25 protein-coding genes are annotated in these 22,756 nt (G+C 70.6%); 9 read left to right on the forward strand and 16 right to left on the reverse strand.

Annotation, left to right across the window (positions count from 1 at the left end; genetic code table 11):
• The first annotated feature begins 32 nt into the window (after positions 1 to 32).
• On the forward strand, positions 33 to 788 hold the full coding sequence (locus tag ABEA46_RS11890; RefSeq protein ID WP_345544753.1) for an enoyl-CoA hydratase-related protein: 756 nt from the start codon (positions 33 to 35) through the stop codon (positions 786 to 788).
• Here the strand turns inward: ABEA46_RS11890 and ABEA46_RS11895 are convergent.
• The 3 genes from ABEA46_RS11895 to ABEA46_RS11905 are packed head-to-tail and all read right to left on the reverse strand — an operon-like array spanning position 761 to position 3,740.
• Positions 761 to 1,591: an SDR family NAD(P)-dependent oxidoreductase gene (locus ABEA46_RS11895; protein ID WP_345544754.1), complete on the reverse strand. Its 831-nt coding sequence runs from the start codon at positions 1,589 to 1,591 to the stop codon at positions 761 to 763. The genes ABEA46_RS11890 and ABEA46_RS11895 overlap by 28 nt on opposite strands.
• 2 nt (positions 1,592 to 1,593) lie before the next feature.
• Entirely contained in the window at positions 1,594 to 2,697 is a 1,104-nt protein-coding gene (locus ABEA46_RS11900; RefSeq protein WP_345544755.1) for an acyl-CoA dehydrogenase family protein, read from the reverse strand.
• The gene (locus tag ABEA46_RS11905; RefSeq protein ID WP_345544756.1) at positions 2,694 to 3,740 is read right to left on the reverse strand and encodes an acyl-CoA dehydrogenase family protein; all 1,047 of its coding nucleotides are present in this window, start codon (positions 3,738 to 3,740) and stop codon (positions 2,694 to 2,696) included. The genes ABEA46_RS11900 and ABEA46_RS11905 overlap by 4 nt, the downstream gene beginning before the upstream one ends.
• Before the next feature lie 111 nt (positions 3,741 to 3,851).
• Between ABEA46_RS11905 and ABEA46_RS11910 the strand changes: the two genes are divergently transcribed.
• The 3 genes from ABEA46_RS11910 (at position 3,852) to ABEA46_RS11920 (ending at position 6,852) form a co-directional block, all read left to right on the forward strand.
• On the forward strand, positions 3,852 to 5,000 hold the full coding sequence (locus tag ABEA46_RS11910) for an acyl-CoA dehydrogenase family protein (RefSeq protein ID WP_345544757.1): 1,149 nt from the start codon (positions 3,852 to 3,854) through the stop codon (positions 4,998 to 5,000).
• On the forward strand, positions 4,997 to 5,968 hold the full coding sequence (locus tag ABEA46_RS11915) for an acyl-CoA dehydrogenase family protein (RefSeq protein ID WP_345544758.1): 972 nt from the start codon (positions 4,997 to 4,999) through the stop codon (positions 5,966 to 5,968). Before ABEA46_RS11910 ends, ABEA46_RS11915 begins: the two co-directional genes overlap by 4 nt.
• 77 nt (positions 5,969 to 6,045) lie before the next feature.
• The gene (locus ABEA46_RS11920; protein ID WP_345544759.1) at positions 6,046 to 6,852 is read left to right on the forward strand and encodes a FadR/GntR family transcriptional regulator; all 807 of its coding nucleotides are present in this window, start codon (positions 6,046 to 6,048) and stop codon (positions 6,850 to 6,852) included.
• Position 6,853: 1 nt separating this feature from the next.
• Here the strand turns inward: ABEA46_RS11920 and ABEA46_RS11925 are convergent, their stop codons facing one another.
• From ABEA46_RS11925 to ABEA46_RS11940, 4 genes are read right to left on the reverse strand one after another with little or no spacing between them, the layout of a single operon-like run.
• Complete coding sequence (locus ABEA46_RS11925; protein ID WP_345544760.1) at positions 6,854 to 7,708, reverse strand: SDR family oxidoreductase; 855 nt, start codon at positions 7,706 to 7,708, stop codon at positions 6,854 to 6,856.
• Complete coding sequence (locus ABEA46_RS11930) at positions 7,705 to 8,475, reverse strand: enoyl-CoA hydratase/isomerase family protein (RefSeq protein ID WP_345544761.1); 771 nt, start codon at positions 8,473 to 8,475, stop codon at positions 7,705 to 7,707. Before ABEA46_RS11930 ends, ABEA46_RS11925 begins: the two co-directional genes overlap by 4 nt.
• Positions 8,476 to 8,478: 3 nt before the next feature.
• Positions 8,479 to 9,237: an SDR family NAD(P)-dependent oxidoreductase gene (locus ABEA46_RS11935; RefSeq protein ID WP_345544762.1), complete on the reverse strand. Its 759-nt coding sequence runs from the start codon at positions 9,235 to 9,237 to the stop codon at positions 8,479 to 8,481.
• Positions 9,234 to 9,839 (reverse strand): TetR/AcrR family transcriptional regulator, encoded by a 606-nt coding sequence (locus ABEA46_RS11940; protein ID WP_345544763.1) that lies wholly within the window; start codon positions 9,837 to 9,839, stop codon positions 9,234 to 9,236. Before ABEA46_RS11940 ends, ABEA46_RS11935 begins: the two co-directional genes overlap by 4 nt.
• Before the next feature lie 75 nt (positions 9,840 to 9,914).
• Between ABEA46_RS11940 and ABEA46_RS11945 the strand changes: the two genes are divergently transcribed.
• The 3 genes from ABEA46_RS11945 to ABEA46_RS11955 are packed head-to-tail and all read left to right on the forward strand — an operon-like array spanning position 9,915 to position 13,037.
• Positions 9,915 to 11,066 (forward strand): acyl-CoA dehydrogenase family protein, encoded by a 1,152-nt coding sequence (locus tag ABEA46_RS11945; RefSeq protein ID WP_345544764.1) that lies wholly within the window; start codon positions 9,915 to 9,917, stop codon positions 11,064 to 11,066.
• Positions 11,067 to 11,083: 17 nt separating this feature from the next.
• Entirely contained in the window at positions 11,084 to 12,259 is a 1,176-nt protein-coding gene (locus ABEA46_RS11950) for a thiolase family protein (protein ID WP_345544835.1), read from the forward strand.
• A 1-nt stretch (position 12,260) separates the two neighbouring features.
• Entirely contained in the window at positions 12,261 to 13,037 is a 777-nt protein-coding gene (locus ABEA46_RS11955) for an enoyl-CoA hydratase-related protein (RefSeq protein WP_345544765.1), read from the forward strand.
• A 658-nt stretch (positions 13,038 to 13,695) separates the two neighbouring features.
• Here the strand turns inward: ABEA46_RS11955 and ABEA46_RS11960 are convergent.
• The 5 genes from ABEA46_RS11960 to ABEA46_RS11980 all read right to left on the reverse strand — a co-directional run bounded on the left by ABEA46_RS11960 (position 13,696) and on the right by ABEA46_RS11980 (position 17,174).
• Entirely contained in the window at positions 13,696 to 14,562 is an 867-nt protein-coding gene (locus tag ABEA46_RS11960; RefSeq protein ID WP_345544766.1) for a siderophore-interacting protein, read from the reverse strand.
• Between the two features lie 53 nt (positions 14,563 to 14,615).
• Positions 14,616 to 15,461, reverse strand: coding sequence for an MBL fold metallo-hydrolase (locus ABEA46_RS11965; RefSeq protein ID WP_345544767.1), 846 nt, complete (start codon positions 15,459 to 15,461; stop codon positions 14,616 to 14,618).
• Positions 15,462 to 15,464: 3 nt separating this feature from the next.
• Positions 15,465 to 15,938, reverse strand: a complete 474-nt coding sequence (locus tag ABEA46_RS11970) for an SRPBCC domain-containing protein (RefSeq protein WP_345544768.1) — start codon at positions 15,936 to 15,938, stop codon at positions 15,465 to 15,467.
• Positions 15,935 to 16,276, reverse strand: coding sequence for an ArsR/SmtB family transcription factor (locus ABEA46_RS11975; protein ID WP_345544769.1), 342 nt, complete (start codon positions 16,274 to 16,276; stop codon positions 15,935 to 15,937). Before ABEA46_RS11975 ends, ABEA46_RS11970 begins: the two co-directional genes overlap by 4 nt.
• Before the next feature lie 61 nt (positions 16,277 to 16,337).
• On the reverse strand, positions 16,338 to 17,174 hold the full coding sequence (locus ABEA46_RS11980) for a helix-turn-helix domain-containing protein (protein ID WP_345544770.1): 837 nt from the start codon (positions 17,172 to 17,174) through the stop codon (positions 16,338 to 16,340).
• A 71-nt stretch (positions 17,175 to 17,245) separates the two neighbouring features.
• Here ABEA46_RS11980 and ABEA46_RS11985 point away from each other — a divergent pair, with 71 nt between their 5' ends.
• Positions 17,246 to 18,058, forward strand: a complete 813-nt coding sequence (locus ABEA46_RS11985) for a phytanoyl-CoA dioxygenase family protein (protein WP_345544771.1) — start codon at positions 17,246 to 17,248, stop codon at positions 18,056 to 18,058.
• A 16-nt stretch (positions 18,059 to 18,074) separates the two neighbouring features.
• Here ABEA46_RS11985 and ABEA46_RS11990 read toward each other — a convergent pair whose 3' ends face one another.
• The 4 genes from ABEA46_RS11990 to ABEA46_RS12005 all read right to left on the reverse strand — a co-directional run bounded on the left by ABEA46_RS11990 (position 18,075) and on the right by ABEA46_RS12005 (position 21,394).
• Complete coding sequence (locus ABEA46_RS11990; protein WP_345544772.1) at positions 18,075 to 18,515, reverse strand: SRPBCC family protein; 441 nt, start codon at positions 18,513 to 18,515, stop codon at positions 18,075 to 18,077.
• A gap of 43 nt (positions 18,516 to 18,558) precedes the next feature.
• The gene (locus tag ABEA46_RS11995; RefSeq protein ID WP_345544773.1) at positions 18,559 to 20,286 is read right to left on the reverse strand and encodes an acyl-CoA dehydrogenase family protein; all 1,728 of its coding nucleotides are present in this window, start codon (positions 20,284 to 20,286) and stop codon (positions 18,559 to 18,561) included.
• Positions 20,287 to 20,464: 178 nt separating this feature from the next.
• Complete coding sequence (locus ABEA46_RS12000) at positions 20,465 to 20,929, reverse strand: hypothetical protein (RefSeq protein ID WP_345544774.1); 465 nt, start codon at positions 20,927 to 20,929, stop codon at positions 20,465 to 20,467.
• Positions 20,930 to 20,956: 27 nt separating this feature from the next.
• Positions 20,957 to 21,394 carry an excisionase family DNA-binding protein gene (locus ABEA46_RS12005; RefSeq protein ID WP_345544775.1) on the reverse strand — a complete coding sequence of 146 codons (438 nt, stop codon included), beginning with the start codon at positions 21,392 to 21,394 and terminating at the stop codon, positions 20,957 to 20,959.
• Between the two features lie 147 nt (positions 21,395 to 21,541).
• On the opposite strand from ABEA46_RS12005, the gene ABEA46_RS12010 reads away from it, so the two are divergent.
• Positions 21,542 to 22,744, forward strand: a complete 1,203-nt coding sequence (locus ABEA46_RS12010; protein ID WP_345544776.1) for a globin domain-containing protein — start codon at positions 21,542 to 21,544, stop codon at positions 22,742 to 22,744.
• Positions 22,745 to 22,756: the final 12 nt, after the last annotated feature.

Raw genomic sequence — 22,756 nt, forward strand, 5'->3', positions numbered from 1 at the left:
AATCATTATAGAGATGAACGAGAGAGGCTGCCATGTCCGATCAGATCCGATTCCACGCTCGCATCGCCGACGGCGTGATGGTGCTGACCTTCGACCATCCTCCGACGCGCAACGCGCTCGACCGAGCCACGCGCGCACGCCTGGTCGAGGTGCTGCAGGAAGCGGACGCCGCGCCAGATGTCCGCGCCGTCATCCTGACGGGAACCGACCCGGCATTCACCAGCGGTGTCGATGCGAGGCAGCTGCTCGATGAGTCCGGCTACAGCCGCCTGCCCGTCGATCCGGCCACAGCTCTGCGAGCGATGTCGACGCCGACGATCGCCGCGGTGAACGGATCTTGTGTGTCGGGGGGACTGGAGATCGCGCTCGCGTGCTCGATGGTCATCGCGTCCGCCGACGCGCGATTCGCCGACACCCACGCCAAGCTCGGCCTCACGCCGGGATGGGGGCTGAGCACCGAACTGCCCGCCGCGATCGGGGTCTGGCGGGCGCGCCAGCTGACACTCACGGGACAGCCCGTCGACGCGCGAACGGCATACGACTGGGGTCTCGTGAACGAGGTCGTCGAGCATGGATCGCTGCAGCGTCGCGCCCTTGAGCTCGCCGGGGCGATCGCCGCGCTCGATCCCGCGAGCATCGGGAACGCGGTGCGTCTGTACGCGGATGGTCAGCAGGCGTCGTGGGGTGCTGCTCGCGCGGTCGAGCGTGCCGCCCTGGACGGCTGGACGGTGGACCGCTCATCGGCTCGAGCGGCCTTCGATCAGAGGGTCTCGCCGCCGTCGACGTAGATGACCTGCCCGGTGATGAACGAAGCCAGATCGCCCGAGAGGAACGCGGCAAGCGCGCCCAACTCCCTGACGTCGCCGGCGTGACGCATCGGGATCCGCTCCCGGAGCCACGCCTGCCCCTCCTCGCTGTCGTGCAGAGCCTTCGACATGTCGGTGCGGAAGTGGCCCGGCGCGATCGCGTTGACCGTGACACCGTACTCCGCCCATTCCTTCGCAAGGGCGCGCGTGAAGTGCATCATCGCACCCTTGGCCACCTTGTAGGGGCCCGACAGGTTCGGCGTGCGGCCGACGGCGCTGGAGCCGACATTGATCACCCGCCCCCAACGGCGCTCCAGCATGCCCGGGCCGACCAGCCGGACGAGCAGCAGCGACGCGCGCACGTGGGTGTCGAAGATCGCGTCCCACTCATCGTCGGCCATGCCGACGCTCGCGGGGCCCGAGCCCGGCTGCCCGACGGCGACACCGTCGTCGACCGGCAAGGGGATGAACGGGCGCTTCAGGTTGACGCCGGCGTTGTTCACGAGGATGTCGATGCCGCCGAGCTCGGCGAGCACCGGATCCACGGCAGCGGCCACGGACTCCGCGTCCGTGAGGTCGGCAGGCGCCGCCACGGCGTGACCGCCCGCGGCCGTGATGAGAGCGACAGTCTCGGCGACCTGTTCCGCGTTGCGGGCCAGGATGACCGTGGTCGCACCGGCCTCGGCGAGCGACAGGGCGATGGCGCGGCCGATGCCGCGGCCGGATCCTGAGACCAGGGCTGCGCGCCCTGCCAGAGGACCGGAGGCGTCGGGCAGATCGGTCATGGTCATGCTCCCTTCGGCAGGCCGAGCACGCGCTCGGCGATGATGTTGCGCTGCACCTCGGAGGTACCGCCGTAGATCGTCGCCGCCATCGACTCGAGGTATTCGTCGAAGCGGGCGAGGGGGGCCTCGTCCTCACCTGCGCCGAGCTCCAGGGCGAGTGCGGCGGCGCGCTGCACCGACTCCGACCCGAAGAGCTTCAGGATGCCTGAGATCGGAGAGTCGATGCCCGCGGTACGGGCGCCGACACTGCGCATGCCCGTGAGGCGGATGGCCTCGGTGTCGGCGAGGAGCCGCCCGAGCCGCTCGTGCGCGTACGACGGCGCGGCCGGGTCATCCAGGACCGGGGCGAGGGCGCGCTGCATCTCCAGCCAGTTGTGGACCCAGATCATGTCGCGTTCATGCTCGAGCGCCGACAGCGCGACGCGCCAACCGCCGTTCAGTTCTCCCAGCAGCCGGTCTGCCGGCACTTCGACATCGTCGAAGAACACCTCGCAGAAGGACTCGATCGACGGTCCGGCGGTGCGGATCCGGCGGACGGTGATGCCGGGGGCATCCATGTCGACGATCAGGCAGCTGATGCCGCGGTGCTTCGGCGCGGTCGCATCGGTACGGGCGTACAGGGTGCACCACCGCGCCCCGTCGGCCTGCGTCGTCCAGACCTTCTGGCCGTTGACGACGAACGAGTCGCCACTGCGGACGGCCGTCGTGCGCAGCGAGGCGAGGTCGGAGCCTGCTCCCGGCTCCGACATCCCCAGTGCCCACCACGCCTCACCCCGCAGCGTCGGGCGGAGATACCGCTCCTGCTGCTCGGCGGTGCCGAACGCCCGCAGCGCGGGAGCGACCACGCCTGCGGCCTGGATGTTCATCTCGCGCGGGATGCGCAGGCGGGCGCCCTCGATCCGGATCGTGAGCGCCTCGGTGAGCGGGAGGTCGCGCCCGCCGAGGCCGTACGGCCAGTCCGGGATGAGCCATCCCTCGTCGAACATCGCAGCCTGGAACTCCCGGCGAAGCCCTTCGTCCTCGCGGTAGGCCGTGTACGCGATCGCGTAGTCGTCGGGCAGGACGGCATCGAGGAAGGAGCGGAACTGCGTCAGCGAGTCGGTCATCGGGTCACTCCCAGTGCTTCGGCCGCGACGGCGGCATACAGTTGGCCGGCATCGCCCAGCAGAGGGATGGTGTGACGCGCGCGGCGGACCGCGAGCGGGCCGTCCGACTCGAAGGTCAGTCCCATCGCGCCGAGCAGCTGGGTCTGCAGCGCGACGCTCCGGGCTGCGGCGTCCGCGGCGGCGGCCTTCGCGAGACGGGAGAGGCGGGATGCCTCGTCGGAGTCACGCGAGACGCCGAGGGCCACGGCGCTGCCCAGTGTCAGGCTTCGCGCACGCTCGAGAAGGACGTAGGCGTCGGCGAGCTGGTGCTTGACGGCCTGGAAGCTCGCGATCGGCCGCCCGAACTGCTCGCGACCGAGCGCATGGGTGATCGCACCGTCGAGAGCGCGGGCGGCGACGCCGACGAGATCCGCGGCCGCGCACGTGCGTGGCGCGGCCAGTACGACATCCAGTGCGGGCGCCCCGGTGCTCTCCTGCGATGAGACGGTGTCGAGTGCAAGGCGCGCGAACGGGCGCGACGGGTCGACCGCGGGGACGATGTCGCGGTCCGACGCGGTGAGCGCGAACACGTGGATCGTGCTGGCCGCGCCCGCCGCATCGACTGCGACGCCGATCTCGGCGTCCTCGCCGTCGAAGACCTGGAGCACCTCGCCGTGGATGCGCGCGAACGCGAGCCGCGACGACGATGTGGTGTCCTCCAGCAGCCCCGCCGTCAGGAGAATCTGCGCGGCCATCGCGTGGGTCAGAAGCGGCGCGGGCAGCAGGGCGCGTCCGGCTTCTTCGAGGAGCGCCGTGAGATCCAGGATCGTGCCCAGTCCGTCGAGCTCCTCGGGCAGCCCGATGAGGGTGTAGCCGTGATCGACGAGCGGTCCCCATAGATCAGGACGGCCCCCGCCGTCGAGGATGCGCCGGAGATCGTCGGGGGAGAACAGCGACGCGAAGTGCTCGCGCGCGGCTTCGACGATCGCCTGCGTCTCTTCGCGGGGGACGTATGCGTCCCAGTCGATGGTGGCGTCCGTCACCGTTGACGTTGCTTCGTTCACGAGCGTTACTCTATCAATCCTTTAGAAGATTAGCGGTCGGTGTTGCTATGATCGCCACGATTACTCTGTAATCTTTATAAAGTTAAATGACAGATCACAAGGTGGTGATACGTGCTCGACTACCGTGAACCCGAGTCCGTCTCGCGGTTGCGGTCCGACCTGCGTGCTCTCATCGCGGAGCACCTTCCGGCCGACTTTCTCGGCGCGTTCACGCCGGACCCCGCAGACTTCGCCCTCACCGAGGCGTTCTCGCGCGAACTGGGGAGGCGCCAGCTGCTCGCCGCGGCGTGGCCCCGTGAGTTCGGCGGCGCTGCGACCGACGTGTGGGAGCAGACAGCCGTCCGCGAGGAGATGTGGGCGGCGCATGAACCGCGCGGCGCCCAGTACATGGGTGTCAACTGGGTCGGCCCGGCGATCATGCGCCACGGGACTCCCGCGCAGCGGGCACAGCACCTCCCCGCGATCGCGGCGGGTGAGGCGGTCTGGTGCCAGGGGTTCAGCGAGCCCGGCGCCGGCTCGGACCTGCCTGCGCTGCGCACGAAGGCCGACAAGGTCGATGGCGGATGGTCCATCTCCGGGCAGAAGGTCTGGACATCGTATGCGCGCATGGCCGGATGGTGCTTCCTGCTCGCCCGCACCGGCCCGGCCGGCGGACGCAAGAGCGGCATCACCGTCTTCCTCATGCAGATGGACCAGCCGGGCGTCGAGGTCAGGCCGATCGGAGCGATGCTCGGCGAGCACCACTTGAACGAGGTGTACCTCGATGGGGCATGGGTCCCCGATGACCAGGTGCTCGGTGAGATCGGCGCGGGCTGGGACATCGTCGCCGAAGTGCTCGGGTTCGAGCGCATCGGCATCGCCCGCTACGCCCGCTCCGAGCGCTTGCTGCGGGAAGCACCGGCAGCGCTCGCCGACCGCTGGGGCGACGTGCCGGACTCGCTGCGCGAGCGGTGGGCCGCAGCCCTGGTGCGAGCACGACAGGCGCGCCTGCTGGCGTATCGGCTCGTCGGCTCTCAGGAGTCCGACCTCTCTCCGCTCTCGGCAGCCGCCTACCGCATCGTCGTGACGACGCTGGACCAGGAGTCCGCAGAGATCCTCATGGAGATGCTCGGACGGGACGCCGTCGGCGCGACCGCCGCGTCGACCTACTTCGAGCGCGAGGTCGAGGACCACTGGCGCTACTCGCAGGCCGCCACCGTGGCATCCGGAACGGTCGAGATGAACAAGCAGACCATCGCCAAATCCCTGGAGCAAACATGAACTCGTCCCTGGCCGAAGAAGCCGTCGAAGTCGGCGATGTCCTCAGGGAGAGCATCGCGGGCGCCGGCGGTGTCGACCTCCTGCGCCGGGCGGTGGATGACCCGGGTGTCCGCAGGGTCGCGGGCGACCTCGTCGACGCCGTCGGGCTGTGGGACCTCGAGCCGCTCGCGGATCCGCTCCAGCTGGAGGTGGCCGCGGCAGCGAGCCAGGCTGCCGGCTTCTACGCGCTCCCGTACCCGGTCGCCGAGCGGTTCGCCAGGTGCGGCGAGGCGGATGCGACAGCCGTCGTCGGCGAAGAGGCATCGGCGCTGGTCGCGCACGGCGATCTGCCGCTGGCCTGGGCGGGCGTCGACCCCAGTGGCCGGACCCACCGGCTCGCGCCGGCGTCGGATGCGCTCGGGACGAAGATCGCTCCGTTCGCCGTCGAGATGACGCTCCATCCGACCGGCGAGCGCTCCCCGCAGACCGCGGCGCTCGGGATCACCCTGCAGTCATGGTGGCTGCTGGGGCTGCTGGAGCACGCTGCGGCCGACACCGTGCAGTACACGCGTGAGCGCGAGCAGTTCGGCCGCCGCCTGATCTCGTTCCAGGGCGTCGGATTCCAGCTCGCCGACATGGCCGTCGCCGTCGAAGCGCTCGGCGAACTCGGCAAGTACACGCTCTGGCGCATCGCGACCGCGGGCGACGGCGCGCTCGTCGATGCGGTCGCGCTGCGATCGGCGGCGCAGGCGGCGGCGTCTACGGTGCTCCGGGGTGCTCACCAGCTCCACGGTGCGATGGGCTTCACGGATGAGGTCGACGTCTCGTGGCTGTCGCGCGCTTCGCAGCTCGTGCGCCGTCTCCCCGAAGGCGCCCACAGCACCGCCGGGCGTCTGGTGACGCTGATCGATGCTGGCGGCTGGGCCGATTTCGGTTCCGCCGACGCGCCTCGCACGGATCGGACCGAGGAGAGTGTTCGCTACGCGTAGCGTGTTTCCCAGAGCTCGAAATGCATAACCGTATAAGGTTTGCGATGAATCAGAGTTCCACGAGGTGAGGCGCAAGCGTGAGTGAATCCGGCACGGGCCAGGGCGCGCGATTGGGCTTCTCGCCCCGCGTCGCCGAGTCGATCGCAGCCGACCTGCGCAAGCGCATCCTGCGCAGCGAGTCCGACAACATGCCGCTCCCGCGGCAGGACGACCTCACGGCGCAGTATGGCGTGAGTGGCCCCTCGCTGCGCGAGGCACTGCGCATCCTCGAGGCCGAGGGGCTGATCACCGTGCGACGGGGCAAGTTCGGCGGCGCCTACGTGCACAAGCCCAACTGGTCGTCCGCAGCGTACGCCTTCGGGCTGTCGCTGCAGGGGCAGGGCGTGACCGTCGCAGACCTCGCGGGCACGATCCTCACGCTCGAACCGATGTGCGCCGCGGCGTGCGCCGCCCGGGAGGACCGGGCCGAGACGATCCTTCCCGCTCTCGAGGCCAGCCTGACCGAGACGGAGGCCCACATCGGCGACGGCGCGCGCTACTCCGCCGCGGCGCGGGTGTTCCACGACGTCCTCGTGGCCGGGCTGGACAACCAGACCATGCAGCTCCTGGTGCGCAGCATGGTCGCGATCTGGTCCATCCAGGAGCAGATCTGGGCGGAGTCCGCCAACGCCGCCTCGCAGTACCCGGGCGTCGAGCCCCAGAAGGAGTCGTTCCGCACGCACGCGGCGCTGGTCCGGCTCATCACGGCGGGCGATGTGGAAGGCGTCACCAAGCTCGCGACGGCCCACCTGCGCGCGACCCAGGCCATCGTCCTGGAGCGGTACGGCAACGAGATCGTCGATGCCTCGTCGCTCGCCGCGGTTCAGGCGTTCAAGAGCCTCTGACTCAGTCCAGGAAGAAATCGCCGTCCAGGTCCTCGTCCCGGCCGGAGTAGGCATACGGCGAGAAGTCCGTCACGCCGACCTCACGCAGCACGTCGTCGTCGATGAGGAGCTGCCCGGTGCGCTCCCGCGACGGCGTCGTCAGGATCGCGTAGGCAGCATCGGCCATGATCTCCGGCCGCCGAGCGCGCGTGAGCGCATCGTCGCCCCCGAGCAGGTTGCGCACGGCATCTGTTCCGATCGTGGTCCGCGGCCACAGCGAGTTCGCCGCAACGCCTGATCCGGCGAACTCGGCGGCGATCGTGAGCGTGACCAGGCTCATCCCGTACTTCGACAGGAGGTAGCCCGGGAATTCGGCCAGCCACCGCTGCGAGGTGACGTTCAGCGGCGGGCTGAGCGTGAGCACGTGGGGGTTCTCGCTCTCGCGCAGGTGCGGAAGGCAGGCGCGCGTGAGCATGAAGGCGCCGCGCGTGTTGATGTCCTGCATGAGGTCGTACTGCGAGGGGGTGAGATCCAGCGTCCCGCTCATCCGGAGCGCGCTGGCGTTGTTGACGCAGATGTCGATGCCGCCGAACGCATCGACGGCCCGGGCCGCGGCGTCGGCCACCGCATCATCCGATCGCACGTCTCCGACGACGGCGAGAGCCCGCCCTCCCGCCGCCTCGATCTGCGCGGCCGCATCGTGGATCGTGCCGTTCAGGCGGGGATCGGGGAGGTCGGTCTTGGCGAGCAGTACGACGTTGGCGCCGTCGCGCGCTGCGCGCAGGGCGATCGCCAGGCCGATGCCACGGCTGCCGCCGGACATCACGATGGTCTTGCCTTCGAGCGTGCCCTGGGTCTGGAGCGCGGGCAGGGTCATGACTGCTTCTCTCTCTGACGATGTGCGAAGCCGCGGATGAGCGACAGTGCGGCGGGGGATGCCGCGGCCCGGACGAGAGCCGCGCGTTCGGCGTCGAGGGCGGCCGAGTATCGGTCCTCGGCGTCGTCGCGCAGCAGACGGCGGGTCGCGGACATGTGCGCCTGCGAGCGGCCGGCGGCTGACGCGGCGAGTTCCGCGGCCCGCGCGGCGGGGTCGGCCTCGACGACCTCGGCGACCATGCCGGAGCGGGCGGCTGTCGCGGCATCCACCGTGCGGCTGAGCGTGCTCATCTCGGTGGCGAGCCCGAGGCCGGCGATTCGCGGCAAGAGGTACGACACGCCGCTGTCGGGGGTGAGCCCGACGGTCTCGTACGCCGTGAGGAACCGGGCGCGTGTCGAGGCGATCCGCACGTCGGCGTTGAGTGCGAGGCCCAGCCCGCCGCCCGCCGCCGCCCCGTCGATCGCGGCGATGATGAGTGCGTCCAGCGCGGACAGCAGGAGCAGCCCCTCGTGGAACGTCCCCGCCAGCAGGTCGAGGTAGGTGGGAAGATGGGGCGCCTCGCTCATCTCGCGCACGTCACCGCCTCCGCAGAACGCGCGACCGCGGGCTGTGATCACCACCGCCGCGGGCCGCTGTCGCGCCAGCGTCACCATGTGGTCTCGGAATCGCCGCGCGACGGCGAGGTCGATCGTGTTGGCGGCTTCGGGACGATTCAGGGTCAGGTGCGCGACGCCGTCGGCGAGCACCAGTTCGACGGGATCGGGCATCGCTCAGCTCGGTGCCATGCGCAGCGCGCCGTCCATACGGACGGTCTCGGCGTTCAGATAGTCGTGTTCGGCGATCATCTGGGCGAGCTGAGCGAACTCGTCCGGGCGGGCCAGGCGCTGGGGGAACGGGATCGTGGCGGCCAGCGACGCCCCGACCTCCGGTCCGAGGCCCGCCAGCATGGGCGTGTCGACGATGCCCGGCGCGATGGTGTTGACGCGGATGCCGACGGACGCGAGGTCGCGCGCGGCGGGCAGCATCATGCCGACCACGCCGCCCTTCGAGGCGGAGTACGCGACCTGACCGATCTGGCCCTCGAAGGCCGCGACCGAGGCGGTGTTGATGATCACTCCCCGCTGCCCGTGCTCGTCGGGCTCGGTTCGCGCGATGACGGCGGCCGCGAGGCGGAGCACGTTGAAGGTGCCGATGAGGTTGACCTCGACGGCGCGGCGGAAGAGGTCCAGATCGTGCGGGCCTCTCGAGCCGAGCACCTTGCGCGCCGGAGCAATGCCCGCGCAGTTGACGACGATGCGAAGAGGCGGTTGATCTGCGGTGATCGAATCCAGTGCGGCCTGCACGTCGTCGGGGCTGGTCACGTCGGCGGCGACGTAGCGGATGCCCGATGCCGGTACGGCGTGGTCGACAGCGGCGGGCAGGTCGAGAGCGATGACGCGCGCTCCGGCGTCGCTCAGGCGGCGGGCTGTCGCGGCGCCCAGCCCCGACGCCCCGCCGGTGACGAGGGCCGATGTGTTGTCGATTCTCATGCTTCTCCTGCTTCTTCGGAGGGGTGAAGGCTGCGGACGATGAGCTCCGCGAGTGCGCGGTAGGCCGCCGAGTCGTCCAGGCCGGCGGCGGTCTCGATCTCGCCGCGGTGGATGGCTTCCATCACCTGCGCCGCGACGGCTCCCACAAAGGCGGCGTTCGGGTCGCCTGGCGCGGCAGCGTGCACCAGCGATCGCACCATGTCGGCGGCTGCGCTGGTGTTGGTCCGGTAGATCTCGCGTGTCGCCGGCCAAGCGTCGAGGTCGGCGAAGAAGCTGGCCGACGCGGGCGCGAGCTGTTCGGAGATCGCCACCAGGTAGCCGCGGATCTGCTCGATCGGGTCCTCGCTCGTCCGCAGGAGCCGGATCTCGACGCGGTCCGAGGCCCGCCGGAAGAAGTGCCTGACGCCGGCGACGACGATCGCCTCCTTCGAGGGGGCGATGGCGTACAGCGTCGTCTTGGAGCACTGGAGCTCTCGTGCGAGGTCTTCGACGCTCGCCTCGGCGAAGCCGTCGCGGAGGATGACGTCCACCAGGCGCTCGAGCAGGGCGTCTCGCCGCTGAGTCTGCTTCGACGCAGTCGCCTGCTCACGAGGACGTGTCATACTCAGAACAGTACCAGATCATCGTACTCAGTACTCCAATGAGTACTGAAATGAAAAGATTGAGAGGATTAAACGATGAGTTCCATCGTCGAGACGTCGTCCGAGATCGCCGACGAGCTCCTCTCACTGACCGCCGACATCTGTGCGCGATCCCTTGCGCCACATGCCTCGGCGGCCGAACAGGCCGAGCGTTTCCCACGGGAGCAGTTCCGCACACTCGGCGAAGCCGGGCTGCTGAGCCTGCCGTACCCGGAGGAGTACGGCGGCGCGGAGCTTCCCGCCGAGCTGTATCTCCAGGTGTTCGAGATGCTGGGGCGCACCTGGGCATCGGTCGCCGTCGGCGTCAGCGTCCACGCGCTGGCGTGCCTTCCCATGGCGAGCTTCGGAACCGACGCGCAGAAGCGGCGCTGGCTGCCGTGGATGCTCTCGGGCGATACCCTCGGCGCGTACTGCCTGTCCGAGGCCCACGCGGGATCCGACCCCGCCGCGATGCGCACCCGGGCGACCCGCGTGGACGGCGGCTACGTCCTCGAGGGAGCCAAGGCGTGGACCACCCACGGCGGCGAGGCGGACTTCTACACCGTGATGGCGCGCACATCGCCCGATCCGCGAAGCGGGATCTCGTGCTTCTTCGTGCCGGCGGACGCAGCCGGCCTCTTGGCGTCGTCTCCTGAGCGCAAGCTCGGCCTGACCGCCTCCACGACCGCCACGGTCAACTTCGACGGGGTCTTCGTCCCTGACGAGCGGGTCATCGGCGGCATCGGCGACGGATTGCGCATCGCATTGGCGGCGCTGGACTCCGGCCGGCTGGGGATCGCGGCGATCGCGACAGGGCTCGCACAGGCGGCGCTGGACGAGTCGGTCCGGTACGCACGCGGCAGGGAGGCGTTCGGCCAGCCGATCATCCGTCACGAGGGCGTCGGATTCATGCTCGCCGACATGGCCGCGACAGTCGAGACGGGTCGCGCCATGTACCTCGTCGCCGCGCGTCGACGCGATCGCCGGCAGTCGTTCACCCGGGAGGCATCCATCGCCAAGCTCGTGGCGACGGACGGCGCCATGGCGGTGACGATGAACGCCGTGCAGGTGCTGGGCGGAGCCGGATACACGAAGGACTTCCCGGTGGAGCGCTACATGCGCGAGGCGAAGGTGATGCAGATCTTCGAGGGCACCAACCAGATTCAGCGCCTCATCATCGCGCGCGACCTCGAGCGCGCAGCGAGCTGAGAGAGAAGGAACGAATGATGCAGACCGCCGTGATCGTCGATGTCGTCCGCACGCCGTCGGGCCGGGGCAAGCCCGGGGGCGCGCTCGCCGGCATCCATCCCGTGGATCTCGCGGCGGGAGTCCTCGCCGCGGTGCTCGATCGCAGCGGGCTCGAGTCCGTGCAGATCGACGACGTCCTCATGGGCTGTGTCAGTCAGGTCGGCGAACAGGGCGCGAACATCGGCCGACAGGCGGTGCTCGCAGCGGGATTCGATGAGACCGTGCCGGCCGCGACGATCGACCGGCAGTGCGGGTCGAGCCAGCAGGCCGTCCACTTCGCGGCGCAGGGAGTCATGGCAGGCGCGTACGACATCGTCATCGCCGCGGGTGTCGAATCGATGAGTCGCGTGCCCCTCGGATCGTCCGCCGCGGGCGCACCGCCGGCACCCGGCGTCACGCGGCGGTATCCCGCAGGGCTGGTCAACCAGGGCGTCTCGGCGGAGCTGATCGCCCACCGCTGGGGGCTCGGGCGCGACGATCTCGACGCCTACTCGGCGCGATCGCACCGTCGCGCGGCGGCCGCGCAGACCGACGGACTGTTCGACTCCCAGCTCGTGCCGGTCGAGGTCGCGGACGGCCGGCACGTCGTGGACGAGACTGTGCGGCCCTCGACCACCGTTGCCGCGCTGTCGACGCTGCCGCCGGCCTTTCGCACACCCGAGGCGGAGGCCCGCTTCGCCCAGCTGACGTGGAACGTCACCGCGGGCAACTCCTCACCGCTGACCGATGCCGCCTCCGCGGCGCTCATCATGAGCGAGAGCACGGCTCTCCGACTCGGGCTCCGGCCGCGCGCGCGGTTCCATGCGTTCACGGTGGTCGGCGACGATCCCGTCATGATGCTCACCGGGCCGATCCCGGCGACGCGGCGCATCCTTGACCGGGCCGGTCTGAGCATTGACGACCTCGACGCGTACGAGGTGAACGAGGCGTTCGCCTCGGTGCCGCTCGCGTGGCAGCACGAGTTCGCCGCCGACCCCGAGCGGCTCAATCCGTGGGGCGGTGCGATCGCCCTCGGCCACGCGGTGGGCGCGTCGGGCACGCGGCTGCTCGGCACCCTGCTTGCGCACCTCGAGCACACGGGCGGCAGGTATGGCCTGCAGACCATGTGCGAAGGCGGCGGCATGGCGAACGCGACCATCATCGAAAGGCTCTGACATGACCCGATACGACACGATCCGCACGAGGGTCAGCGATGCTGTGGGGTGGATCGAGCTGCACCGCCCGCAGAAGCTCAATGCCCTCAACACGGCGTTGATGCACGACGTCGTCGACGCGGCAGAGCGGTTCGACGCCGACGAGTCGGTCGGGGCGATCGTGCTCACCGGGTCGGAGCGCGTGTTCGCCGCGGGGGCCGACATCACCGAGCTGGAGCACAAGAGCGGACCCGACATATTGATGGAGGGATTCTTCGCCGACTGGAGCCGGTTCGCGGCGGTGCGCACTCCGGTGATCGCGGCGGTCTCGGGTTTCGCGCTGGGCGGCGGCTGCGAGGTGGCGATGATGTGCGACATCATCCTCGCCGGTGACGACGCCCGCTTCGGGCAGCCCGAGATCAACCTGGCGGTGATCCCCGGCATGGGAGGGACCCAGCGTCTCGTTCGAGCGGTGGGGTACTACAAGGCGTCCGAGCTGGTGCTCACGGGCCGGACCATCGACGCTGTCGAGGCGGAGCGCATCGGCCTGGTCTCGCGGGTCGTCCCGGCGGGCGAGCTGCGGCAGCACGCGCAGGAACTCGCCGAGACCATCGCTGCGAGATCGCGGCCGGCGGTGTATGCGGCGAAGGCCTCGCTCGACGCCGCCCTCGAGTCGTCGCTGGCCGAGGGGCTGCGCTTCGAACGGAGCGCGTTCGCGGGGCTCTTCAGCACGTTGGACCAGAAAGAGGGGATGGCCGCATTCCGTGAGAAGCGTCCTCCCCGGTTCCGTCACCGGTGATCCGCGCCATGGCCCCGTTCCCACCGCACGGGACAGTCCTTCGTTTCGACGACGGCTGCAGATCCCACGGCGGATGTCCGTTCCACGGCTCGGTGGAGTTCCTCACGTGCGCCGAGGCCGCTGCTGCCCGGCGTTCTGACTACACGATCGCGCGCATGCCGGCCGGCGAGCCCGTTCCCCGCGATCCCCGCACGCTTCAGGGCGGGACGAGAGCCTTGCGATTCGAGGCCGTCACACCGGGTGAGCGGTCGGACGAGGTTCCGCGCGTTCGTCACGCATCGCCGGCCTGGAGGCACGGCACGACCACAGGCTATCTCCGGGGGTGTCGGCGAGCGGGCGACTGCCCCGGCGGCGCAGACGGTCTGACCTGCGTCGATGCGCGGAACGCGTCGCGACGGCGGTCGGCGCGGGCGAAGGGGATCCCTCCTCGTGAGCCGTCGGTCGACGTGTCCGGCGTCGCAGGGCGGATTCGTCGACTGGCTTCCGAGGGTCGCAGCCTGCGCGAGATCGCCCGATCCTGCGGTGTCGGTCGCACGACGATCACCGGCATCGCCGGCGGTACGGTGCTCCGTGTGAATCCGGCGACGTTCGGCAGGATTCTCGAGTCGCTCGACGTCGGGTGAACGTGCCGCGGGCGTGCCCGCGCAGGTCTCCTGCGTCAGTCCGGGTCGGAGGGATCGATCGGCGCGTGGTGGTCGAAGCCGGCGGTGCCGCTCTTCCAGTAGCCGCTGACGGCGAACTGCTCGGCCGGAAGCGCGAGCGTGACCTTGAGGTGCCGGCGCACCGGGATGAGAGTGGATGCCTCACCCGCCGCGAACACGAAGGTCGCGGCATCCACGTCCACAGCGCCGAGGGCGCCGGCGACCGCGTCGGGGTCGCCGGCGGGGAGCACGTTCACTCCGACATCGTCGCGGCCGGACGTGGACGACACGTAGTCGGCGATCCACGAGCCTTCGTCTGCGGCGACCGCGATGAGCTCGACGGCCGTCGTGGCGGGCACCTCGGCCGCCCAGCGGGTCGCCGACGGCAGCGCGGTCTCATCGCACACGAGCACGAGTCGCGCGGCGCCCTGCGGTGCGCCACGGGATCCGCGCGGACCGACGATCACGAGCTCGTCGCCGACCTCCGCGCGGCCTGCCCAGGCCGAGGCCGGTCCGGGGGACGGGTGCAGGTAGAAGTCGAGGTCGACCGCGACGCCGTCCGCCATGCGGGTCACGCGCAGGGGCGTGAAATCGCGGGCGAATGTGGCGCCTTCGGGGCGCACGATGCCGTCCTCGCCCGGACCGACCGGGCTCGGGGCGACCAGCTCGCCGGTGGCGGGATCGGGGAAGAACACCTTCACGTGGTCGGCGGGGCCACCGCTCGTGAAGTCCGCGAACTCGGGACCCGTGACGCGCACGCGCCGCATCGCCGGTGACACCTGCTCGACCGCGACCACGCGACCGCGACGCGCGGTGAAGCGGTTTCGGCCCCCGGCGCGGAGGAACGGCGAGGGGATCGCGGGACTGTTCGGGACCTCGGTCATGTCATTCTCCTTCGGGCCGCGCACGGCGGCTTCGTCCAGCAAACCACTGGCGGCTATGGGTTGGCGAAGAAGGCCGCCTCGTTCCCGTTCCGCCGCCGGAGCGCCTCCGCCTGCCCGGCGTGCACGTCGGCGACCCATTCCCACCCCTCGCGCGCGGCAGGGCCGATGCGGGGATCGATGGGTTCTCGGCCGTCGCGCAGCGCCTCGACGTAGGCGCGGTCCTGTGCGATCCGTGCGGCGACGGCGCCGGGTCCGCCGACCGAACCGTGCCCGGGGACCACGACCACGGCATCGGATGCCGCCTCCTCGAGCAGTGCGAGTGCGGCGAGGTAGTCGCCGAGCGGGTCGGCGGTGCCGTCGAGGTCGAGCATCGGGATCAGCACGTCCGACAGCATGTCGCCGGCGACGAGCACGCGGAGGTCGTCGATCCAGAGCGCCGCGTGGCCTGGTGCGTGCGCCGAGTGCTCCAGGATCCTGATCCTCGGTCCGTCCCATGGGACCTCGCCCGCGCCTGCCGGCAGACCGGTGACGAGGCCGATCAGCTCCATCGGCACGTCATCCTCGATGCCGGTGCCTTCCAGATGGGCGACGATCTCGTCGGTCGCGCCGGGCCTCGACAGCTGCTCGTGCGCCGTCGCGGCGCCGCGCGCCGTGGCGTACCGCGGTGGGTCGCCGAACCGGGCGTCCCACAGCAGGTGGTCCCAGTCGGGATGCGTCGAGAAGCCCGCGACGACCCGCGCGCCGAGGGCGTCGAGGTCCGACGCGAGGCACGTGAGCTCATCCCTCGTGATGCCCGGGTCGATGAGCAGCACGCCGCCCTCGCCCTGCACGACCACCGCGTTGCTCTGCACGAACTCAGCCTCGTGGACGAGCACGCCGTCGGACACTCGCGTCAGCATCGGTCAGCCCTCCGCCAGCAGCGCGTCCAGCTTGCGGTAGCCGGACTCCATGCCGCCGGTCATGCCGTCCTCGAACATCGCCTGCAAGCTCTCGAGCGACGCGAACACACCGCGGCCGATGATGCGCGACCGGCCGCCGGGCAGGTCCTCGAAGCGCAGGATGTCGAGGCTCACGTCGTCGGGGGATCCTTCCCATTCGAACGTCTGGATGATCAGTTCGCCCGGCCGCGCGGTGTGGATCGCCCCGCGGAACAGGTACTGCGCCGACCCGTCCGTGTGCGCGAACCGGTACGAGCCGCCCGACCGGTGATCCCACTCGTCGATGCGCGTCTCGTACGCGCCGGGTGCGCTCCACCGGGCATACCGGTCGGGGTCGGCGTGCGCGGCGTAGACCGCCGCGGCGGGGGCGTCGAACTCACGCACGAAGTCGACCACCGGCTGACCCGGTTGCGTCTGGACGCTGAGACCCGTATTCATGATTCCTTCTCCTTCTCAGAAGCGGATGCCGCCAGCGCGGCATCGAGCCGGCGATATGCCGCCTCGGCCTGCAGCCGGTATCGATCGATCCAGGCGGTGAGGCGTTCGAGCGCGGCGGGGTCGAGGTGGACCGGGCGACGCTGCGCATCGCGCGAGCGCGTGACCAGCCCGGCGCTCTCGAGCACGGCGATGTGCCTCGACACCGCCTGCTTGGTGATCGCGAACGGCTCGGCCAGCTCGTTGACGGTGGCCGAGCCCCGGCTCAGGCGGGCGATGATCGCGCGCCGAACGGGGTCCGCCAGAGCCAGGAACGCCTGGTCGAGGGGGTCGTCCGACATATCCAACCTTTGTGTTGATCAATGAATGTATTGATCACCATACGACTCTCCGCGCATGCCGTCAACGTCCTGCCCTCGACGCGCGGTACGCGCTCGGGCTCACGCCGTGCAGCTTCGAGAAGCGTCGAGAGAAGTAGAGCGGGTCGTCCCAGCCGACATCGCGGGCGATCTCGCCCACGGCGCGGTCGGTCGAGGCGAGCAGCTGCGCCGCGCGGGTGAGGCGTTCGCGTTCGACGTACTGCTGCGGCGGCATCCCGAAGCTCTCCGTGAACAGGTGGGTGAGCCGCGACGGCGAGAGCGTCGCGATGCGGGCCAGAGCGGGTGCGCTGAGGTCGGCGGCGAGGTCGGCGCCGATGTGCTCGACGACGCGGAGCAGCCGTTCGTCCATGCGCCCGCGCAGCGGGTTCTGCGTGTCGAGCCACAGCAGCGCCCACTCGAGGGCGTTCATCGCGAACAGCTCGGACTGGGGGAGTGCGCCGGCCGACGACCGCGCGCACGCGCGCAGACCCGCGACCACGCGAGGACGGATCCCGCCGGGTGCGTGCACGAGCCCGACGCCGCCCGCATGCTGCGGCCAGTCCAGCAAGGGCGTCCACTCGGCGCGCGGGTGGAAGTGCGCGAACGCGAGCGACCACGAGTCGGCGCCGGACAGGGTCGCAGTGGCGTAGTCGTGGCGCGCGCTCGGACGCAGCAGGATGCTGTCGCCGGCGCGCGTGACGACGTCTCCCGCCGGGCCGCCGACGCGCCCGGAGCCGGCGATCGTGTGGATGAGCAGCCAGTCGGCCGTGCCGTGCGTGCGCCACGTGGAGTAGTCACGAGCCCCGGTGAACTCGCCCGCCACGACCCGCACGACGTGGGGATGCGGCGTCTCGCGCGCCGCGGCCGTCGAAGGGATCACAGCAGGATCCTCCATGTCATCGGCCGATCATCCCATGGTGCAGACGGCGACGACAGAGCAGAGTCGGCGTCATGTCCATCACCACCACTTCCGCCCCCGGCATCGCGACCGACTACGAGCAGCACGGCGTCGTGCAGCTGCGAGGCCTCCTGAGCCCCGCCGATGTCGCCGAGATCCGCGATGTCTTCATGGAGCAGGTCGGGCGCGACCGCACCATCGGGCACGACGACAGCATCCCCGACGACGACATCCTCGCCCGCTACCCGAGGTTCATCCATCCGCACCGGCGCACCGACCTCGCGATCGGCGAGCTCGCCCGCCGCTGGATGCTCGACCCGCGCATCGTCGGTCCCGTCACCGACATGGTCGGACCGGTCCACGCGGCGCAGTCGATGTTCTACTTCAAGCCGCCGACCGCGCGCGGGCAGGCCTTGCACCAGGACAACATCTTCTTGCAGGCGCACCCCGAGACCTGCATCGCCGCGTGGGTCGCGATCGATGACTGCGACGCCGAGAACGGCGGCCTGAAGGTCGTGCCGGGGTCGCACCGCTACGAGATCGTGTGCCCTGACGAGGCCGATCCCGAGGAATCGTTCACGAGCACCGAGATCACGCTGCCGGACGGCTTCTCGACGCAGCAGACCGAGCTCGCCGCGGGCGACGTGCTGTTCTTCCACGGCAGCATGGTCCACGGTTCGGGGCCCAACCGGTCTGCCGACCGGTTCCGCCGGTCGCTGATCTTCCACTACGTCCCGGTCGACAGCACCGAGATCTCGAAGTTCTACAACCCGCTGCTGCGCCTGGACGGCACCGAGGTCACGATCGCCGAGACTGCCGACGGCGGCGCATGCGGCGACGGATGGATGCCGGCGGCCCCGCACTGACCACGGCCCCGAACGGTCAGCGCGCCGCGAGCACGCGGTCGAGCTTCGCGAACGTGCGCCGCCAGCCGTCCGCATAGTCGTGCGCGGAGGTGCCGCGCAGTTCGCCGTGCACGAATCGCATCTCGGTGTCGGCACCGTCCGCCGTCAGGCCCACGCTCACGCGTGACGTGTTGCCCGGCTCGCTCACCCACGACCACGTGAAGCCGAGGGCGGCCGGCGGCTCGACCTGGAGGTAGGCGCCCTCGGAGGTGTGCGCGTCACCCTTGGTGTCCTGGAACGAGACGGCGAAGCGGCCGCCGACCGTGACGTCGAGGGTCGCGGCGGTCACGGTGCCGTCGGGATCCGATCCCCACCAGCGGGCGACGACGTCCGGGTCGGTCCAGGCCCGCCAGACGGCTTCGCGCGGGGCGCGGAACCGGTGCAGGATCTCGATCGTCTCGACGCGCTGCTCGGCCATGCGCCACACAGTACCGCTCGCCGACGGCGGCGTCTCCCCGGCGTCAGGCGATCTCGCCCGCCGCGACGGTCTCGGCCAGCGCGTGCACACGTGAGAGGTGGTGTGCGCCGTAGAAGTCCGCCGACGTCAGGCGGGCGGCATCCATCGGTCCTTCCGACGCGTGCGCGAGCACCGCGACGACCGCGAGGCCGTGCATCCAGCCGCCCGCGAGCGTGCCGAGCAGCAGCAGGAACGGCACGCTGACGGCGTACGCGTCGCGGGGCGAAGCGGCGAAGCCGAGCAGGTCGGCGGTGGCGCGACGGGATGCCGCGACCGCCCGCTCGAGCCGGTCCGCGGTGCGGGCGGCGACAGGCTCCGAGGCCGCACGCAGCTGAGCGATGGTCGCATCGATCTGCGTGAACAGCTGCTCGGCGGTCGCGCCGGCGTCGCGGATCAGCTTGCGCCCGACGAGGTCGTTGGACTGGATCGCGGTCGTGCCCTCGTAGATGGGCGTGATGCGGATGTCGCGGTAGTGCTGGGCGGCGCCGGTCTCTTCGATGAAGCCCATGCCGCCGTAGACCTGGATGCCTTCGCTCGTGGTCTGCACGGCGTCCTCGGTGGTCCAGCCCTTGAGGATCGGCACGAAGAACTCCGCGAGGGCGGCCAGCGACTCGTCCTCTTCTGCACGGTCGAGCAGATCGGCGGTGTAGACGCCGAGGGCGCGCATCGCGAAGATCTTGCTCGACATCGACAGCAGCAGGCGGCGCACGTCGGGGTGCTCGGCGATCGGCGCGCGGTCGTCGCGGCCGAGCACGGGGCCCTGCACGCGGTCGGCGGCGTAGGCGGCGGCCTCCTGGTAGGCGCGATCGGCGATGCCGGTCGCCTGGAATCCCATGCCCGCGCGTGCCGAGTTCATCATGACGAACATGCCGGCCAGGCCCCCGCCGAGCTCGCCGACGAGGTAGCCGGTGGCGTCCTCGTACGCGAGGACGCAGGTCGGGCTGCCGTGGATGCCGAGCTTGTGCTCGATCGAGACCGTGGCGACGGCGTTGCGCTCGCCGAGGCTGCCGTCGTCGTTCACGAGGAACTTCGGTGCGACGAACAGCGACAGGCCGCGGGCGCCCTCGGGAGCGCCGGGCGTGCGCGCGAGCACGAGGTGCACGATGTTCTCGGCGACGTCGTGGTCGCCCCACGTGATGAAGATCTTCTGGCCGCGGATGCCCCAGCTGCCGTCCTCGCGCGGCGTCGCCGTGGTGCGGATCGCGCCGAGGTCGGTGCCGGCGTCGGGCTCGGTCAGATTCATGGTGCCGGTCCACTCGCCCGACACGAGCTTCGTGAGGTAGGTCTCGCGGATCTCGTCGGATGCCGCGGCGTCGAGCGCGTGGATCTGCCCGGCCGTCAGCAGCCAGCAGAGGGCGAATGCCGCGTTCGAGCCGTTCCAGATCTCGCCGAGGCCCGCGCGGATCGCGCCGGGCAGCCCGTCGCCGCCTGCCGAGACGGGCGCCTCGGCGGTGACCCAGCCGGCCTCGACGAACGCCTGATACGCCTCGGCGAATCCGTCGGGCAGCCGCACCTGGCCGTCCACGAGGCGCGCGCCGTCGCGGTCGCCGACGGTCTCGAGGGGTGCGATGACGGATGCCGCGAACTCGCCCGCTCCGGCGATGATCTCGGTGGCGTCCTCCGCCGTCAGCTCGCCGCCGGTCGCGCGGGCGACCACGTCGAGGCCGAAGGCCTCGCCGTAAAGGAAGGCGTAGTCGGTGACGGGCGCGGTGTACGAGTTCGCATCGGCCATGACGGACTCCTGACGTTTCAGAATCGTGGGACTGGGGTTCAGTGTACGCGAGACTGAGTGTCAGAACGATGTGTGCGACCGCGCGACCTGGTGATCCGTGGCGAGGGCGTGCTGCATCTCCGTCCGCTACCGCGTGCGGCGGGGCTGAGCGCCGCGCCGTCGCTCTCCGAAGGTGGAGTCAGCCGTGGGCTGTGCCCAGGTGCGCGGCGACGCGTTCGGCGAAGGCGGGGCAGCCCGCTGCCACGAGCGCCTCGGTGAGGGACGTGGTGGGGACGCCGTCCTGCCGGCGACGGTCGAGGTCGACCTGTCGCCGCAGCGTCACGGCGCGCACGCTCGCCGGTTCTTCGTCGTCGACGAGACAGAGGAACTCGTCGGGGGCGAAGGGCTCGGCGGCCGCGCCGTCGGGCGTCACGTCGTCGAGCACGGCCCGCAGCAGATCTTCGCGCCGTGCGGCAGCGCTCCGTGCGTGGGGGTGCCGCGAGCGCCAGTCCTCCGTCGCCGCGGCCAGCGTGTCGTCCGAAGTGTGCAGCCGGAAGGCGCCGTCGGTCTCGTCGCGCAGCATCGCCAGCCAGCAGAACGGGGTTCGCGTGGCGAGCACGTCGGCGTCGACGAAGACTCGTGGCGGCACGGGGGGTTGCAGCACGTGGGACAGACTACCCAGCGAAGGCTGTCAGTCGGCTCCGAACTCCTCATCGAATCGCAGCAGCGCCTCGAACGCCGCGCGCCGCTCGCGCGCCCGCGAGCGGCGGAGCGCCAGGACGTCGTCGGTGCGCAGGCGCGTGTGGCTGCCGACCTGATGAGAGGGGAGTGCACCGTCGCGCACCATCTTCATGAGGGTCGGCCGGGAGACTCCGATGAGCTCGGCGGCGACCGTGGTCGTCAGCTCGTCCGGCAGCGCGGTCACCGACACGGGGCCGCGGGCCAGGCCGGTCAGCACCTGGATCAGGAGGTCGCTGAGGTCGGGGGACAGTGCCGCATCGGCCTCATCGTCGCGCACGAGCGTGAGGCGATGCATGCCCGCCGCATGCGCGCGCGCCACGAGCTCGGCCGCCTGCGCACGCAGGTCGTCGTCGACGAAGACGGTTCCGTTCGTCAAGAGCACGGTCATGAGGCCCCCCAGCCTGCGACGCGCCCGATCGGAGCGCTGCGGCATCCATGATATGCCCTTTCAGTTGTATCTGAAGGCTTTGCAGATACAACTGGAACGTACTAGCGTCGCCCCTACCGACTCGCCGACGGATGGGATACGAATCAGGTGGATGCGGACGCGCTCAAGCGGACCTGGGCACAGGTGGCGGCTCACGGGGACGCGGTTCCCGGGTACTTCTACGCCCACCTGTTCCTGGCCCACCCCGAGACGCGCGATCTGTTCCCCGTCGCCATGGCGGCCCAGCGCGACCGCCTCGTCAAGGCCCTCGGCCACATGGTCAGCAATGTCGACCGCGTCGGCGACGTCGTTCCCTATATCGAGGACCTCGGCCGCGACCACCGCAAGTTCGGCACCGTCGCCGGGCACTACCCGGCGGTGGGCGGCTCGCTGCTCGCGACGCTGAAGCACTTCCTCGGCGACTCCTGGACGCCCGAGCTCGCCGCCGACTGGGCCGAGGCGTACGGGCTCATCGCGACCACCATGATCACCGCGGCCGAAGCGGTCGAGTCGCAGCCGGCGACCTGGTCGGGCGAGGTCGTGTCGACCGAGCGCCGCGGCATGGATGTCGGCACCGTCACCGTCCGCCCCGACGACCGCTACCGCTACCAGGCCGGCCAGTCGATCGCGCTCGAGATCCCGCAGCGGCCCCGCCAGTGGCGCTACTACTCACCCACGCACGCGCCGCGCGCCGACGGTTCGATCACCTTCCACGTCCAGCTCGTCGCCGGCGGTCAGGTCAGCGGTGCGCTGCTGCGCGATGTTCAGGCCGGCGACAAGGTGCGCCTCGGCCCGCCGATCGGCGAACTCCTCACGCTCCCCTTCGACAGCGAGTGGCCCGACCTGGTGCTGGTCGCCGGCGGCACCGGCCTCGCACCGCTGCTCGCGATCCTCGACCAGGTCGACGCGCGGCACGCCTCGCGCGGCAGCGGCCCGCGTGTCGCGCTGTACCACGGCGTGCGGCACCCCTGGGGGTTCTACGCCAAGCCCGAGCTCGAGCGCTTCGCCGACGCATCCTGGCTGACGGTCAAGTACGCGGTGTCGGACGACCCGTCGTTCCCCGGGCCGCGCGGTCTGATCGGCGATCTCGCTGCGGCCGACGGCCCGTGGGAGGACCGCCTCGCTATGATCTGCGGCTCGCCGCGCATGGTCGATCACACCACCGCGGTGCTGCGCCAGGCCGGAATCGACGAGCATCTCATCCGCAGCGAGAAGTACGAAGATCCGTTCACCCAGCAACCCAGTGCCTCCGGTGCTCAGGCGAACCCCCCGGAACTCGTCCCGGCCGGGCGTCGGACGGTAACCCAGTAGAGGGCAGAGACG

The sequence above is a fragment of the Microbacterium jejuense genome, from assembly GCF_039544225.1.
Classification (GTDB): Bacteria; Actinomycetota; Actinomycetes; order Actinomycetales; family Microbacteriaceae; genus Microbacterium; species Microbacterium jejuense.